Consider the following 15,869-nt stretch of genomic DNA (forward strand, 5'->3'; position numbering starts at 1 on the left):
TGACAACCGATTTAGGGTGGTTATTGCAGCGGGGCTCACCTCTTCCCATTTCGAACAGAGAAGTTAAGCCCGCTTGCGCAGATGGTACTGCTAACCAGTGGGAGAGTATGACACCGCCCTTCTTTTAAAATCCTCAACATGTTTATGTTGGGGATTTTTTTTTGGAGTAAACTCAAGTAAACCTACTCCATAGTATTGTAAAAATAGCTCTATTACTAGCTTTAGAAACGATGTGTATTTTGTTTTTTGTAGTGTAAAATGTATATAATTCTTTTTTAGTATTATATTTCCGAATTATATTCTTTTTCATTACCTTTGCACTCTGAAATTAAGGTATGGAATATAATTTAGATGAAATCGACTTGAAGATCCTTCGCATGATGCAGGATAATGCCAAAATAAATAACTCAGAGTTAGCTCGTGAAGTTGGTATGGCCCCTTCGGCTGTATTAGAACGAGTAAAGAAGTTAGAGCAAAAGGAAATTATTCTAGAATATAATGCTAAGATTAATCCTAAAGCAATTGATCAAAAAATGCTGTCTTTTATATTTATAAAAGTAGATGAGATTATTGGTGATGAGGAAACGGGTAAATTGCTTGCTCAAATTCCAGAGGTATTAGAAGTGCATGATATTGCGGGAGATGATGGATATATGATAAAGGTGCGTACAAGTGATTCTTTAGCTTTAGTATATTTAATGAGAAACTCATTATCTAAGATACAAGGGATTATTTCTACACGTACTATTATTGTACTACAAACAGTTAAAGAGGACAATAAGCTTATTATACCAACGAATAAATTTTAAATCGTTTTTATTTTACAATAACTATTTTATGAAAACTATCGCTAATAAGACCAATAATAGTACTGTTTTATTTGCCTACATGGTAGTATACTTTGTATGGGGGTCAACTTTCTTTTTTATACATAAAGCACTAAGTGACTTTACGCCTTTTGTCTTGGGGTCGTTGCGTTTCGCTGCGGCTAGTAGTCTTTTATTTTTATTTTGTAAGTTAAAAGGGTTTAAGCTTTTTAATAAACGCGTGGTAATGCAAGCTTGTATTACAGGTTTTTTACTATTGTTCTTAGACATGGGAGCATTAATATGGGCCGAACAATATGTATCTAGTGGGATTGCTGCTATTATGGCTGCTGCTGCTGCTTTATGGTTTATTATCTTAGATAAACCTCAATGGAGAAATAACTTTGGTAGTCGCCCAATTGTAATAGGTTTATTATTAGGGTTTGTTGGGGTTATTATGTTATTTATAGAGCAAATTACTATTGCTGAAGATCAAGATCAAAAATGGTTGAATATCTTTTGTATGGTCCTATTGATTTTAGGCTCTATTGCTTGGACGGCTGGGTCTTTATATTCTAAGTATTCAAAGAATGATAATGCAAGGCAAGGACAAGACTTACACGTAATGGTAAAGACAGCTTGGCAAATGCTTACAGCTGGAGTTTTATTTACCTTTGTAGCTAGTGTAAATGGAGAGATGAGTGATTTTACTCCAAGTACTGTTAGTATAGATGGTTGGTTTTCTCTTGGGTATTTAATTACATTTGGATCTATATTAGCCTTTGGTTCTTATATATGGTTAATTCAGAATCGTCCAATTACAGAAGTGAGTACTTATGCTTATGTTAATCCAGTTGTAGCAGTAGCGCTGAGTTACTTTTTTACTGACGATATAATTACAAGTTTACAAATTGGTGGTTTATTTATAGTGTTACTAAGTGTTGCTATGATGAATTGGAACCTATATAGCCAGAGCAAATGGTTTAGGCGCACTTTCTTAAAGCGCAAAGCTAGAAAGAGATTGTCTAGAGTTTTGCATGCATCGAATTAAATTTTCTTTTTAAATATTATTATTACTTCCCTCAGCTTAGGCTGGGGGTTTCTTTTTTGTAACAATTTTGTAGATAAAGAGTTAAGTAAAAAAAAGTGAAATAAATGTATTGTATGTTTGGAAAATAGTTGTAATTTTGCCAAACTTTTAGATCAAGTCCGTCCCCTAAGAGTATATTTTATTTTACGTAAAATCCTTCTGTTACTTTATAATTGAATATTAGGGACTTATACTTATAACAGAATACAAATTTTTATCAGCTATGTCTGAAAATATTAAAACACAAGAAGAGTTCTTAAACGCTTTTGACTGGGATAACTATGAAAATGGTATCGATGCAGTAGATGATGTACAATTAAAAGAGTTTGAAAACTTAGTAGAAAAAACATTTATCTCTACAGATGACGAAGAAGTTGTAGAAGGAGTTGTTGTAAGAATTACTGACAGAGATGCAATTGTTGATATCAATGCTAAGTCTGAAGGTGTTATTTCATTAAACGAATTCCGTTACAATCCAAACTTACAAGTTGGTGATAAAGTTGAAGTATTAATCGACGTAAGAGAAGATAAATATGGACAATTAGTTTTATCTCACAGAAAAGCTCGTACAATCAAAGCTTGGGATAGAGTTATTGCTGCTCATGAAACTGGTGAAATCGTTAATGGTTTCGTTAAATGTAGAACTAAAGGTGGAATGATCGTTGACGTATTCGGAATCGAAGCATTCTTACCAGGATCTCAAATTGACGTTAAACCTATCCGTGATTACGATCAGTATGTGAACAAAACAATGGAATTCAAAGTAGTTAAAATTAACCACGAATTCAAAAACGTTGTAGTTTCTCATAAAGCTCTTATTGAAGCAGATATTGAAATCCAGAAAAAAGAAATCATCGGTCAATTACAAAAAGGACAAGTGTTAGAAGGTGTTGTTAAAAACATTACTTCTTACGGTGTGTTCATTGACTTAGGTGGAGTTGACGGATTAATCCATATCACTGACTTATCTTGGTCAAGAATTAATCACCCAAGTGAGGTATTAGAATTAGATCAAAAATTGAACGTTGTAATCTTAGACTTTGATGATGAGAAAACAAGAATTCAATTAGGTTTAAAACAACTTTACGCTCACCCATGGGATGCTTTAGACGGAAACTTAAATGTAGGTGATAAAGTTAAAGGTAAAGTAGTTGTTTTAGCTGACTACGGTGCATTTATCGAAGTTGCTGAAGGAGTTGAAGGTTTAATCCACGTTTCTGAAATGTCTTGGTCTACTCACTTAAGATCAGCTCAAGATTTCGTGAAAGTAGGGGATGAAGTAGAGGCAGTTATCTTAACTCTTGATAGAGAAGAAAGAAAAATGTCTTTAGGTATCAAACAATTATCTCAAGACCCTTGGACTGACATCACATCTAAATATCCTGTAGGATCTAAACATGTTGGTATCGTTCGTAACTTTACAAACTTTGGTGTTTTCGTAGAATTAGAAGAAGGAATTGATGGATTAATTTACATCTCTGACTTATCTTGGACTAAGAAAATCAAACACCCATCTGAGTTTGTAAACGTAGGAGACAAATTAGATGTTGTTGTATTAGAATTAGACGTAGAAGGTCGTAAATTATCTTTAGGACACAAACAAACTACTGCTAATCCTTGGGATAAATACGAAGATGCTTACGCTGTTGGAACTGTTCACGCTGGAGAAATCTCTGAATTAGTTGACAAAGGAGCTACTGTATTATTCGAAGATGACGTAATTGCGTTTATTCCAACTCGTCACTTAGAGAAAGAAGATGGTAAGAAATTGAAAAAAGGCGAATCAGCTGATTTCAAAATCATTGAATTCAACAAAGAATTCAAAAGAGTAGTTGCATCTCACACTGCTATTTTCCGTGAGGAAGAAGAAAAAATCGTTAAAACTCAAGAAGCTAGCTCTAACGCTGCTGAGAAAACGACTTTAGGAGATATCGACGCTCTTGCAGAATTAAAAGAAAGAATGGAAAAAGGTAAATAATCTTTATCTATTTTGAATATATTAAAGCCCTGATGTAAATCAGGGCTTTTTTTTTATACCTACTTGCCAGTTTTTTCAATATCTTTAGGACGTAATTTATAGTGATTTTATATGGGATGGTTTACGCATGAGTCTAAAGGATGGGAGATAAAAAATGCCTTAGTTCTTCTTGGTGTAGTAGGGGTAACAAGTATATTATCTTTAGGTGTATTAACCCCTTTAGCAATTCATATTTTTGGTTCTATTGTTCATATGACCCGTTGGACAAAACAGTCTTTATATATAGCTTTATTTTATTTTTTATTTTTATTTGTAGCACTTTTTATTCTTTTGGCTAACCAGGAAGCTTCCTATGTTATTCTATTTAGTATAGTGAGTTTTTATGTTTATACTTTATTTATCTCTTTACATTTAGGGGAGTATCTTCAGCGTTTAGATTTAAAGAAGTATATGAATCTACAAAAGAATCACTCTTATAGCTATGAAGTAACTTATGAGCAAGTTCATCCAACAAAGGAGTTGAAATCTTCAAAGGCTTTATTCAACGAAGCATTAGAAATCTATAAAGCTCAGATAAACAAACAAAGTATTAAGCAAGATATTAGTGAACTTCAAAGACTCGCTTCTTTAATATTACAGGAAGACTCTAGGGAGTCAGAACTATTTTTCGCCAGACATAATTCTGCTATTTTAAATATCCTACAGCAGTATGTAGAATTAGAACAGAGCTATTTGAAAAATTTGGATAATTTAGAGTTAAGTGAGAAGTTAGAAATAGTAATTAGTAAAGCTAAAAGTGCCTTTGAGAATGAATTGTCTAGTATGATTCAAAGAGAGGTATTACAAGTGGATGCAGAGTCAGAGGTTTATATATCGTTATTAAAAGCAAAAGGATTATTATAATGGGATGGTTTACAAAAAGAACTACCAAATGGGAGTTACAGCAAAGTTGGTTATGTATTTTGGCAGTGGTCTTTCCAATCGGAATTCCTTTCATCGCTATGCTATATATGGGCTTTAAGGCTAAAATTAAGACTTTACTACCTAGTAGTTTACTTTACTTAGTTATAGTATCCCTTTTAGCAGTTAAAGTTTTTTTTCAAGGCTTGAGTAGTATGTTCGATGTGGTAAGTATTGTTTTGTGGATTGGTGTACTTTTAACTGGACCTGTTGTTATTAGCATGTATTTACAGAGTTTTCTTCAAAGAGTAGATTTAAAGAGTATAATTAGATTACAGTGGTCTCAATCTTATGATTATGTGGATTTTATGAGACGAAACCAAATTTCTAAAGTTTTGTCCGTATCTTCGTTTGTAGACAGTTTACAGAACTGGCAGCAAATCATTGAAAACAAACAAGTGCAAGGGAATATTTCCGACATGATTGCCTTGACTAAGGAAATTACCAATAATAATAAACACATAAGTGACTTATTTATAGAAAGGCATGCTTATTCGATTGAGAATATTTTAGAGCAATATAGCCAAGTGGAGCGCTCCAAGATTAACAATGAAATCATTGCACAAGCTGAAAGTAAGCTAAAAGAAACTTTGGCTCTTGCCGTTATAGCTTTCAAGGAGGAATTGAGTAATCAAAGAAACTTCCGAAATATGGACATTGAAGTAGATGCCCAGATTTATTTACAAGATTTAAAAAATAAAGGAATATTATAGCAGTACGTTATGGAAAAAGACATTCAAATTACTCAAGATCAGCAAGTGTTGGAACCTCAAATTCAGGTGGATTTTACAACTAGTGAATTACAACAAATTGAATCGTATAAAAATAGTATTAATCTTGATGATACTGCTCAAGTGATTCAATTCGGAGCAGCTAGTCAGGTAAAGGCTAGTGCTTTTGCTTCAGAAATCTTAAAACACGTTCAAACTAAAGATTTGGGAGAAACTACCGATGTTCTAATGGGCTTAAAGGAAGACGTAAAGTCATTTGAATCCATTGCAAACAAAAAGAGTTTATTTCCATTTTTTGATACTTTAAAGAAGAAAATATCTAGGTTGCAAACCCAGTACTCTAAAGTAGAGGACAACATCAATGCAGTGGAGTTACAACTTGAGCGTCATTATAAATTAATGATGAAAGATGTGGCTATGTTTGATAAGCTTTTTGAAGAAAATAAAAACTATTTCAAAGAATTGTCTTTGTATATAGAAGCTGGTGATCAAAAGCTAAAAGAACTAAGAGAAGTTACTCTTCCTGCAATGTTTAAAGAAGTGGAGCATTCTAATGATCAATCCAAAATCCAAGAGTATAAAGATTTCGAACAAAAAGTAGTTCGTTTTGAGAGAAAAGTACATGATTTGAAATTAACCAGAATGGTTATTTTACAGTCTTCTCCTCAAATTAGAATGGTGCAAAACAATAGCTTAATGCTGATGGAGAAATTGCAAAGTAGTATTGTTAATACCTTGCCACTTTGGAAGAATCAAATGGTCCTTACTTTAGGGCTTGCTAGATCATCTCAGGCTCTTGGAGCTCAGCAAGCAGTTAATGATGCTACCAATCAATTGCTTTCTAAGAACAGTGAGATTTTAAAGAATTCTACTATTCAAATTGCCAAGGAGACAGAGCGTGGAATTGTAGATATTGAAACTATTAGAAAAGTAAATACCGATATTATTTCTACTATTGAAGAGATAGTGAAAATTCAACAAGAAGGTAAAGAAAAAAGACATGCGGTTGAAATTGAACTAAAAGATGCTGAACAAGATTTGAAAAAGCACTTATTAGCCAATGCAAAACAAATTAATGCATAAAAAAACACCCCAAAAAGTAATTCTAAACTTTTTGGGGTATTTTTTTATAGTGGTAATAAACCTATTTAAAGTCTTTTCTTTGAGCAGTTAATTCTGCAATCTTCACAATCACTTGGGTTGCTTTAATCATACTCTCTACAGGTACATATTCATACTTTCCATGGAAGTTATGTCCACCAGCGAAAATATTAGGACATGGTAAGCCCATGTAAGATAACTGAGAACCATCTGTTCCACCTCTAATTGCTTTAATTAGTGGTTTGATATCTAATTGCTTCATAGCTTCTTCGGCTATATCTACAATAAATTTAACTGGTTCTACTTTTTGGCGCATATTGAAATATTGGTCTCCCATTTCTAGAGATACAATAGGGCCTGAAAATTTTTGAGCGTATTTCTTATTGAATTTTTTCACTAATTTTTCAATAGATTTTTTTCTCTTTTTATATAGTTTTAAATCGTGGTCTCTAATAATTAATTGAACTACAGATTCTTCTATACTTCCACTTACATTATGCACATGGAAGAAACCTTCATATCCAGTTGTTTTTTCAGGTACTTCCTTTTTAGGTAATTTGCTGATGAATTTATTAGCTAGTAAAATGGAGTTAATCATTTTTCCTTTTGCATAACCAGGGTGTACACTTTTTCCATTAAAAGTAATCTTGGCATATCCTGCATTGAAGTTCTCATATTCTAACTCACCAATTTGGCTACCATCCATTGTGTAAGCCCATTTTGCTCCAAACTTCTCTACATCAAATTTATGAGCTCCTCTTCCAATTTCTTCATCTGGTGTGAATCCTATTCTAATCTCTCCATGTTTAATGTGTGGATTTTGAATAAGGTATTCCATTGCAGTTACTATTTCAGTAATTCCAGCTTTATCATCTGCTCCTAATAAAGTAGTACCATCTGTAGTAATTAAAGTTTGTCCTTTGTATTGTAAAAGGTCTTTAAAGTACGAAGGAGAAAGAATGATGTTTTGTTCTTTATTTAAAACAATATCTCCACCATCATAATTCTTTATAATTTGTGGCTTAACATTAGCTCCACTGAAATCTGGCGAAGTGTCAAAGTGTGCGACAAAACCAATAGTTGGAACTTCATGATCTACATTGCTTGGTAGAGTAGCCATTATATACGCATTCTGGTCAATGGTTACATCTTGTAGGCCAATTTGTTTTAGTTCTTCTACTAATTGATTAGCTAAGTCCCATTGCTTTTCTGTACTAGGACAAGTGGAAGAATTTGGATCTGATTCCGTATCTACAGTTACATAACTGATAAAACGATCAATAATATGTTGCATAAAATAATAGTTTTTGTATCAGACAAAAATAGGAATTAATTGTGTTAATTTTCTATTATTAACACCAGAACTTATTTAGGTGTTCCACTGGGTACTTTTGTTGGTTTTTATATCTTTTTTTATACTTTTAAAGTAAGGGGAAGTCTATAAAATAATTATCTTTAACTCTTTGTCTAAAATGCTAATAGGTTTTTTAAATAGAGAGACATGAGGATACTTTTGACTTTTTTCTTTTTTTTATATACGTTTATTTGCTTTGGTGTAGATCCGGATCGTAAATATATAGATCACCCAATGAATTCAAATATACAAGTAGAATCGGTAGAGATTACTACACCTGATAATTATGTACTCAAATCATGGATCTGCTTTCCAGATGAAAAAGTTAATCAAAATAGAGTTTTGGTTTTAGCTTATGGAGATACTGGTAATATGTCTTATTGGATAAGACAAGTTTTGGAGATGGTAAACAAAGGTTATACAGTTGTTATGTTTGACTATCGCGGCTTTGGGGAAAGTAGCGATTTTGAAATGCAAGCCCAACAATTATATTATGATGAGTTTACAACTGATTTAGTGAGTGTCATTCAATATGCAAAAGAACGCTTTAAGCAACCTGTAGGGGTGTGGGCTTTGTCCATGGGAACCATTTCAGCAGTATTGGCCTACAATATAGAGAACTATCACTATTTGATAGCCGAAGGATTTGTAGCTAGCCCTATTGAAGTTGTAAAAGTAATTGATCAATATCTAGAAAAACAATACACTTTGCCTGAAAGTGCACAGAATTATGATAAGGCTCTTTCTAGGTTGAACCTACCAGTTTTATATTTTACAGGTAATAAAGATGGATTAACACCGCCTCAGGATAGTTACCGAGCAAAATATTTAAATCCTAGGAGCAATGTGGTTTTATTTAAAGGAGGACACCTTCAAGGTTTTCAAGCATTATCCCTAGATTATCATGGGCAAAGGTATATTGAGTACGTCAATAGCTTTTGCGATAATTTATATTAGTAAATATCTAAGGACTTTAAAAATGGTTAATTTTTCGAGTTTCTAAAGTGTTATAAGTACCTTTGTAAGTTATATTCAAATACGAGAATTTCTTTACTATGCATACAAAGCACCGTCACTTTATCCTATATAAGCCACATGGCTATATAAGTCAATTCATCTATGAGAAGAAGAGAAATAAAAAGAAATTGGGAGAGTTATATGATTTTCCCGCAGGTACGATGGCTATAGGGCGATTAGATGAAAATTCAGAAGGATTATTATTCTTAACTACCGACGGGCAAGTTAGTGAGCAAGTAAGAAGTAAAACGGTTGAAAAACAATACTATGTACAATTAGATGGTACTATTTCAAAGGAAGCTTTAGAGCAATTGCGAAAGGGAGTAGTAATTGGTATTAAGGGAGAGCATTACCTTACCAAAGAGTGTGAAGTAGAGTACATAGAGCAATTACCCTCTTGGATAAAAGAAGGTCGTAGAATTAGGGATCCAAGACACGGACCAACTAGTTGGATTAGTATTACCTTAACGGAAGGTAAATTTCGACAAGTACGAAAAATGACCGCTAAGGTTGGTTATCCTACTTTAAGACTCTTAAGAGTGAGAATAGGGGATATAACTATAGAAGACTTAGAGGTTGGTCAAGTTAAAGAAATAGAAACATTTTTATAATAGAATTTATGAGAGCAGTTGCTAGGGAAAATTATCAGTTTCAAAAACTGATAACTCTTGTAGGAGTAGTTTTATTGTTAATAAAAGGTTTAGCTTGGTATTTAACTAACTCTGTTGCTATTTTAACCGATGCTTTGGAGAGTATCGTAAATGTAGTTAGCGGTCTTATAGGGTTATATAGTTTATATCTTTCAGGATTGCCAGCAGATAGAAATCATCCTTATGGACATGGTAAAGTAGAATTAATATCTGCTACTATTGAAGGAGTATTAATTATTGTAGCAGGTTTAATTATTTTGCGTGAAGCAATATATAATTTCTTTGATCCACAGCCACTTGGTAAATTGGATTTTGGTATTTTTTTAATTGCATTTAGTGCCGTTGCTAATTATATTTTAGGAAGATATGCTATTAAAAAGGGACAAAAGAATAAATCTTTAGCCCTTGTTGCTAGTGGGAAACACTTACAATCTGATACTTATTCAACTATAGGTATTGTAATAGGTTTAATCTTAATTTATTTCACCAATTTAGTCTGGATTGACGCTGTGGTTGCCAGCCTTTTTTCTGTGATTATCTCTGTTACTGGTTATAAAATTATACGACAAGCAATTTCTGGTATAATGGATGAAACCGATGAGGCATTATTACAAGAAGTAGTTGATTTTCTACAGCAAAATAGACAACAGAACTGGATTGATATTCATAATTTTAGAATCATAAAATATGGAAGCGTCCTACATTTTGATTGTCATATGACAGTTCCATGGTATTTCAATATCGTAGAAGGACATAAAGAAGTAGAGGCTTTAGAGAGTGCAATTGAAAAACAATTTGGTTCTGATTTAGAACTATTTGTACACATGGATGATTGTAAAAGCTTTTCTTGTGAGATTTGTAGTAAAACAGATTGTCCAGTTAGACGAGCTCCTTTTGAAAGACAAGTTAACTGGAGTGTAGAGAATATATCTTTAAATAAAAGACATCAATTAACTACTAAAGATTAACTAAAAAGCGCTTGTGTTCTTTGTCGAATGCTATGGCTGGGTGATCAAAAAAGTCGTCAAATACATTTTGTTCTATTAAAGAGCAAATGCTATTTTGTGTATTGAAGTTTTCTTTCAATACAATGGCATTATCACTAAATTGTAGGGCCAACTCCATGTCATGAGAGGAGAACAAAATTGCTTTATTTTGTTTTTTGGCTAAGTCTTGTAACAAACTATACAAAGCTACTTTATGATGGAAGTCTAAATGATTGGATGGTTCATCTAGAATAATAATAGGGGTGTCTTGGGCTAGTGCCCTTGCAATTAAAACCCTTTGCATTTGACCGTCGCTCAAAGCGTAAATACTCTTATCTACAAGATGAGTAATTTGTGTCTGCTCAATGGCTCTGTCAATACATTGTTTATCTATTGGCTGTAAAGTAGTTTTCCAAGATAAATGAGGAGTTCTTCCTATTTTTACTAATTCGTATACACTTAGATCCTCTCCAACTATAGATTCGGTTAATACAATACTAATGAGTTTAGAAATTTCTTTTTGATCGTATTTTTCAATTGCTATACCATTAATAAGAATATTCCCTTTTAATTTAGTAAGGCTACCTGTAAGGGTTTTTATTAAAGTAGATTTTCCACTGCCATTAACCCCTAAAAGACTCGTTAGCTCTCCACTTTTAATACAGATATTTATGTTATCTTGAATAGGATTGGGGTTTGCCGATTTTATTTTTTTATATCCGATTGCTACATCTTGGCAAGTAAGTGAAAAAGGGTCCATGTAATTTAAATATAGTTTGAGAGGTAATATATTAAATGCAAATATAATAATAAAAGGATTTATGGATTTATTCGCATTTGAATCATTATTATTAAGCTAAATAAACCCTATATTTGTACAGTAAATAATTTATTATTAAAGATAATGAAACCAAACACACAACAATTAACTGAGTTAACAACCCAAGTAAGAAGGGATATTCTTAGAATGGTTCATGCAGTAAACTCTGGGCACCCTGGAGGATCACTAGGATGTGCGGAATTTTTAGTTGTATTATACCAAAATTTAATGCAAAGAAAACCAGAATTTAACATGGATGGTGATCAAGAAGACATTTTCTTTTTATCTAATGGTCATATTTCTCCTGTATTCTATAGCGTTTTGGCTCGTAGTGGATACTTTCCTGTAAGTGAATTAGCTACTTTTAGAAAAATTAATACACGTTTACAAGGACACCCTACTACGCATGACAACTTACCAGGAATTCGTATGGCTTCTGGTTCATTAGGACAAGGATTATCTGTTGCTCTTGGTGCTGCACAAGCTAAGAAATTAAATAAAGATAACCATTTAGTTTATGTTCTATTAGGTGATGGAGAATTACAAGAAGGACAAAACTGGGAAGCTATTATGTATGCATCTGCTAAAAAAGTAGATAATCTTATAGCTACTGTTGACTTGAATGGTAAACAAATTGATGGAACAACGGACAAAGTTTTAGATTTAGGTTCATTACAAGCTAAATTTGAAGCCTTTGGATGGGATGTAATCCATATTGAAAAAGGAAATGATATTGATTCAATTTTAAAAGGATATCAACAAGCGAAAGAAGCTACCGGAAAACAAAAACCAGTTTGTGTGTTATTGCATACTGAAATGGGTAACGGAGTTGACTTCATGATGGGTACACATGCTTGGCATGGTAAAGCACCTAATGATGCTCAATTGGAGGAAGCTTTAAATCAAAACCCAGAAACATCTTTCGGGGACTACTAATTCTTTATAATCGAATCACACATGAAAAAATATACAAATACAGGAAGTAAAGATACTCGTTCAGGGTTTGGAGCTGGTTTAGCTGAGCTTGGACGTACCAATGAAAATGTTGTTGCTTTATGCGCAGATTTAATTGGTTCATTAAAAATGGATGAATTCATCAAAGAAAATCCAGAGCGTTTTTTCCAAATAGGAATTGCTGAAGCAAACATGATTGGAATTGCAGCTGGTTTAACTATTGGTGGTAAAATTCCTTTTACTGGAACTTTTGCTAACTTCTCTACTGGTAGAGTGTATGATCAAATTCGTCAATCTGTAGCATATTCAGAGAAAAACGTAAAAATTTGTGCATCTCACGCTGGGCTTACTTTAGGAGAGGATGGAGCAACTCACCAAATTCTTGAAGATATTGGACTGATGAAAATGTTACCAGGAATGACAGTAATCAATACTTGTGACTATAACCAAACCAAAGCGGCAACTCTTGCAATTGCAGAATTTGACGGACCGGTTTACCTTCGTTTTGGTCGACCAGTAGTTCCTAACTTTACACCAGCGGATCAAAAATTCGAAATTGGAAAAGCGGTATTATTATCAGAAGGTACAGATGTAACTATTGTAGCAACTGGACATTTAGTTTGGGAGGCATTAGAAGCAGCACAAGAATTAGAACAAAAAGGAATTTCAGCTGAAGTAATCAATATACATACGATTAAACCTTTAGATGAAGAAGCTATCTTAAAATCTGTTGCTAAAACAGGATGTATCGTAACTGCTGAGGAGCATAACTTCCTTGGAGGATTAGGAGAAAGTGTTGCTAGAGTATTATCTTTAAACAACCCTCTACCTCAAGAATTTGTTGCTGTAGAAGATACTTTTGGTGAATCAGGTACTCCAGAGCAATTAATGGATAAATATGGCTTAAATGCAGAAGCAATCGTTTCTAAAGCAGTAAAAGCTGTTTCACGTAAATAATAAGTTTCGTTACTTCTTTATGTAGTAGTAACAAATAAAGGATATAAAAAAGGTTCTAGATTTATAATCTAGAACCTTTTTTTTGTCTTTTATTAAAGGAAATACAGTTTTATAATTAATGTTATATCTAATGTTAAGGCGTATAACACAGCATAAAAATAAGGCCAGTAAAGGCCAGAAATAAAAAAGCCCTAGAATTTTCTAGGGCTTTTAAAGTCTATAAGTCAAACGGGCTATCAGTGGCTTATTATTTTATTTAAACGAGGATTAGTTTCTTGGGTTATTAGGTTTCATATCTAATTTTTCCCAAACCCATAGTCCTTCTTCGTTAATATATGGTCTACATTCTTTATCTAAATAAGTAGGTTTATCACTACATAATATTAGATTTGGATCATCGTATTTATAGTATTTAGATAATCCATATTCATCATAGTAAATCAATTCTGTTCTAGTTGGTACTCCATCATCATCATCATCAAGGTTTAGAAAGTTTGGAGTGTCTTCATAACCAGATGTAGAATAAGAGAAATAGTCCTCCATGCTAAGTTTGGTTCCAATTTTGCTTGGTTCCACTTCATATTTAGAAAGGATTCCATCTAAGTCATGGTCTCTTTCTAAAGTATTTATTACAGTCATATCTACAATAGCAGATTCATATCCTTTTAACTTAGCACTGTTACTTTGGTTAAATAAGTATAATCCCGAAGGAATAAAAGCAATAATTCTACCAGCGGAACCTTCTTCATAGGTTAAACCATCATTTCCAATTTCTAAGTTTGTAGCTGTTTTAGTAAATTGTAATAATTGTCTCTCTCCTGGAGTTAATTGAGGAGTAGAAAACCCACTTTGGTACTCAACAATAGTCTCAGGGAAAGAAGTGAATCTTCCTCTTAGAGGTTGAGTTACTGATTCATTTTTTAAATTGAATACGTTGTTTCTTGTATAAACAGAATCAATTGGTTGTGGTTGAACTCCTTTTCCTTCATTTAAAACAAGGAAATACACCATGTATTTTGTTTTGTCTTTATTCTTAGTGTACTCTAATCTAGTTACCTTATTCTCATAAATACCATAATTTGGATTGAATACTTGAGAAGTAACTGTTTTAATAATGTACTTATCATTAGTAAGTTGAACACTATCTAAACGAGGATCATTTTTAATGGTTGGTTGTTGACGATAATTAGGACTTGTAATACTGTCAAAAGAAATTGTTCCGTCCTTGTTTTCGATCATATAGTTGTTTGCAAGATACTCTGCAATACTTGCCTTATTCTCTTTGTAAACTTCTTCAGGTTCTCGTATAATGACTTCCTCTCCTTTAGATCCTCCGTCATCGCTTTTGCAATTTGTAAGCAGTAAAGTTGTACAGATTAGACTTAAAGCTGCAAATATTCTATTCATTTTTGATTCAATTTAGTAGTGCAAGATACAATTTTACTTTATTTTTGTGTACTTTGTTTATAAAAAATAATATTAAATTATGCGTATTGATAAATTCTTGTGGTGTATTCGTTATTATAAGACCAGAAATATAGCTACAGAAGCTTGTAAGAAGGGGCATGTAACAGTCAATGGTCAGCAAGCTAAAGCTTCACGTGAAGTTTATGCATCGGATAAAATTACCTTACGTAAAGATCAAATTGTTTATCAATTGACTGTCTTGGATGTTCCACAAAATAGAGTAGGGGCTAAATTGGTGGATGTATATAGAAAAGATACTACTCCCGAGGAGGCATTCAAACACATTGAAATGCTAAATTTAGCTAAGAGTCATTATCGAGCAAATGGTACAGGAAGACCTACTAAGAAGGATCTTAGAGAGATTAATGATTTTTTAAATTACGATGAAGAAACAGAAATAGAGGATGAGCAAGACAAACAATAATGCTACTTTATACTGGCAAAATCGCTATGAGCAAAATAATTCACCTTGGAACGCTCAAAAAATAACTACTCCAATCAAGGAGTATATTGATCAATTGCCCGATAAAAATATTAAAATTCTGATTCCAGGTGTTGGTCATGGACATGAATTGCACTACTTACACAAAAGTGGATTTAACCATATTCAAGGATTAGATTTAACCGGTATTGCAGCACAATCTACCTTTGAAGTACATAAAGATTTTCCAATAGACAAAGTAGTAATTGGAGATTTTTTTACTCATATAGGAAAGTATGACTTAATTTTGGAGCAAACTTTCTTTTGCGCTATTCCAAGGGAACAAAGGACCCAGTATGTAGAGAAGATGAAAGAATTACTTACAGACAATGGAAAATTGGTAGGAGTACTTTTTGATACGGAGTTTGACCAGCAAAGTCCACCTTTTGGAGGAGGGTACCAAGAGTATTTTGATTTGTTTGATTCCAAAATGAACATTAAAACCATGGAAAGAGCTTATAACTCCATTCCACCTAGAGCTAATAGAGAATTATTCATTATTATAGAAAATAAATAA

At 32.9% G+C, this 15,869-nt stretch carries 16 protein-coding genes and 1 rRNA gene; 14 read left to right on the forward strand and 3 right to left on the reverse strand.

Annotation, left to right across the window (positions count from 1 at the left end; translation table 11 throughout):
• The first annotated feature begins 12 nt into the window (after window positions 1-12).
• The 7 genes from rrf to ACYSNM_RS08710 all read left to right on the forward strand — a co-directional run bounded on the left by rrf (window position 13) and on the right by ACYSNM_RS08710 (window position 6,648).
• Window positions 13-122: ribosomal RNA gene (gene rrf / locus ACYSNM_RS08680) — 5S ribosomal RNA — on the forward strand.
• A gap of 213 nt (window positions 123-335) precedes the next feature.
• Complete coding sequence (locus ACYSNM_RS08685) at window positions 336-809, forward strand: Lrp/AsnC family transcriptional regulator (protein WP_461755043.1); 474 nt, start codon at window positions 336-338, stop codon at window positions 807-809.
• Window positions 810-837: 28 nt separating this feature from the next.
• A complete protein-coding gene (locus ACYSNM_RS08690; RefSeq protein ID WP_461756541.1) occupies window positions 838-1,857 on the forward strand; it encodes an EamA family transporter in 1,020 nt (339 codons plus the stop codon).
• A gap of 262 nt (window positions 1,858-2,119) precedes the next feature.
• Window positions 2,120-3,874, forward strand: a complete 1,755-nt coding sequence (rpsA, locus tag ACYSNM_RS08695) for a 30S ribosomal protein S1 (protein WP_461756542.1) — start codon at window positions 2,120-2,122, stop codon at window positions 3,872-3,874.
• Window positions 3,875-3,985: 111 nt separating this feature from the next.
• Window positions 3,986-4,777 (forward strand): hypothetical protein, encoded by a 792-nt coding sequence (locus ACYSNM_RS08700; protein ID WP_461756543.1) that lies wholly within the window; start codon window positions 3,986-3,988, stop codon window positions 4,775-4,777.
• Window positions 4,777-5,547, forward strand: a complete 771-nt coding sequence (locus tag ACYSNM_RS08705; protein WP_461756544.1) for a hypothetical protein — start codon at window positions 4,777-4,779, stop codon at window positions 5,545-5,547. The genes ACYSNM_RS08700 and ACYSNM_RS08705 overlap by 1 nt, the downstream gene beginning before the upstream one ends.
• 9 nt (window positions 5,548-5,556) lie before the next feature.
• On the forward strand, window positions 5,557-6,648 hold the full coding sequence (locus ACYSNM_RS08710) for a toxic anion resistance protein (RefSeq protein ID WP_461755038.1): 1,092 nt from the start codon (window positions 5,557-5,559) through the stop codon (window positions 6,646-6,648).
• A gap of 61 nt (window positions 6,649-6,709) precedes the next feature.
• Here the strand turns inward: ACYSNM_RS08710 and pepT are convergent, their stop codons facing one another.
• Complete coding sequence (pepT, locus tag ACYSNM_RS08715; RefSeq protein ID WP_461756545.1) at window positions 6,710-7,960, reverse strand: peptidase T; 1,251 nt, start codon at window positions 7,958-7,960, stop codon at window positions 6,710-6,712.
• A gap of 294 nt (window positions 7,961-8,254) precedes the next feature.
• On the opposite strand from pepT, the gene ACYSNM_RS08720 reads away from it, so the two are divergent.
• The 3 genes from ACYSNM_RS08720 (at window position 8,255) to ACYSNM_RS08730 (ending at window position 10,655) form a co-directional block, all read left to right on the forward strand.
• On the forward strand, window positions 8,255-8,977 hold the full coding sequence (locus tag ACYSNM_RS08720; RefSeq protein ID WP_461756546.1) for an alpha/beta hydrolase family protein: 723 nt from the start codon (window positions 8,255-8,257) through the stop codon (window positions 8,975-8,977).
• A 98-nt stretch (window positions 8,978-9,075) separates the two neighbouring features.
• Complete coding sequence (locus ACYSNM_RS08725; protein WP_461756547.1) at window positions 9,076-9,648, forward strand: pseudouridine synthase; 573 nt, start codon at window positions 9,076-9,078, stop codon at window positions 9,646-9,648.
• A gap of 8 nt (window positions 9,649-9,656) precedes the next feature.
• Entirely contained in the window at window positions 9,657-10,655 is a 999-nt protein-coding gene (locus tag ACYSNM_RS08730) for a cation diffusion facilitator family transporter (RefSeq protein WP_461756548.1), read from the forward strand.
• Here ACYSNM_RS08730 and ACYSNM_RS08735 read toward each other — a convergent pair.
• Window positions 10,645-11,433, reverse strand: a complete 789-nt coding sequence (locus ACYSNM_RS08735; RefSeq protein ID WP_461756549.1) for an ABC transporter ATP-binding protein — start codon at window positions 11,431-11,433, stop codon at window positions 10,645-10,647. The genes ACYSNM_RS08730 and ACYSNM_RS08735 overlap by 11 nt on opposite strands.
• A 144-nt stretch (window positions 11,434-11,577) precedes the next feature.
• Here ACYSNM_RS08735 and ACYSNM_RS08740 point away from each other — a divergent pair, with 144 nt between their 5' ends.
• Both ACYSNM_RS08740 and ACYSNM_RS08745 read left to right on the forward strand, forming a co-directional pair.
• Window positions 11,578-12,429 (forward strand): transketolase, encoded by an 852-nt coding sequence (locus tag ACYSNM_RS08740; RefSeq protein WP_461756550.1) that lies wholly within the window; start codon window positions 11,578-11,580, stop codon window positions 12,427-12,429.
• 21 nt (window positions 12,430-12,450) lie between these two features.
• Window positions 12,451-13,404, forward strand: a complete 954-nt coding sequence (locus ACYSNM_RS08745) for a transketolase family protein (RefSeq protein WP_461754967.1) — start codon at window positions 12,451-12,453, stop codon at window positions 13,402-13,404.
• A 267-nt stretch (window positions 13,405-13,671) separates the two neighbouring features.
• On the opposite strand, the gene ACYSNM_RS08750 is transcribed toward ACYSNM_RS08745, so the two are convergent.
• On the reverse strand, window positions 13,672-14,811 hold the full coding sequence (locus ACYSNM_RS08750; RefSeq protein ID WP_461756551.1) for a hypothetical protein: 1,140 nt from the start codon (window positions 14,809-14,811) through the stop codon (window positions 13,672-13,674).
• A gap of 79 nt (window positions 14,812-14,890) precedes the next feature.
• On the opposite strand from ACYSNM_RS08750, the gene ACYSNM_RS08755 reads away from it, so the two are divergent.
• The gene (locus ACYSNM_RS08755) at window positions 14,891-15,295 is read left to right on the forward strand and encodes an RNA-binding S4 domain-containing protein (protein ID WP_461756552.1); all 405 of its coding nucleotides are present in this window, start codon (window positions 14,891-14,893) and stop codon (window positions 15,293-15,295) included.
• Window positions 15,276-15,869: a class I SAM-dependent methyltransferase gene (locus tag ACYSNM_RS08760; protein ID WP_461756553.1), complete on the forward strand. Its 594-nt coding sequence runs from the start codon at window positions 15,276-15,278 to the stop codon at window positions 15,867-15,869. The genes ACYSNM_RS08755 and ACYSNM_RS08760 overlap by 20 nt, the downstream gene beginning before the upstream one ends.

The sequence above is a fragment of the Myroides sp. LJL116 genome, from assembly GCF_054871685.1.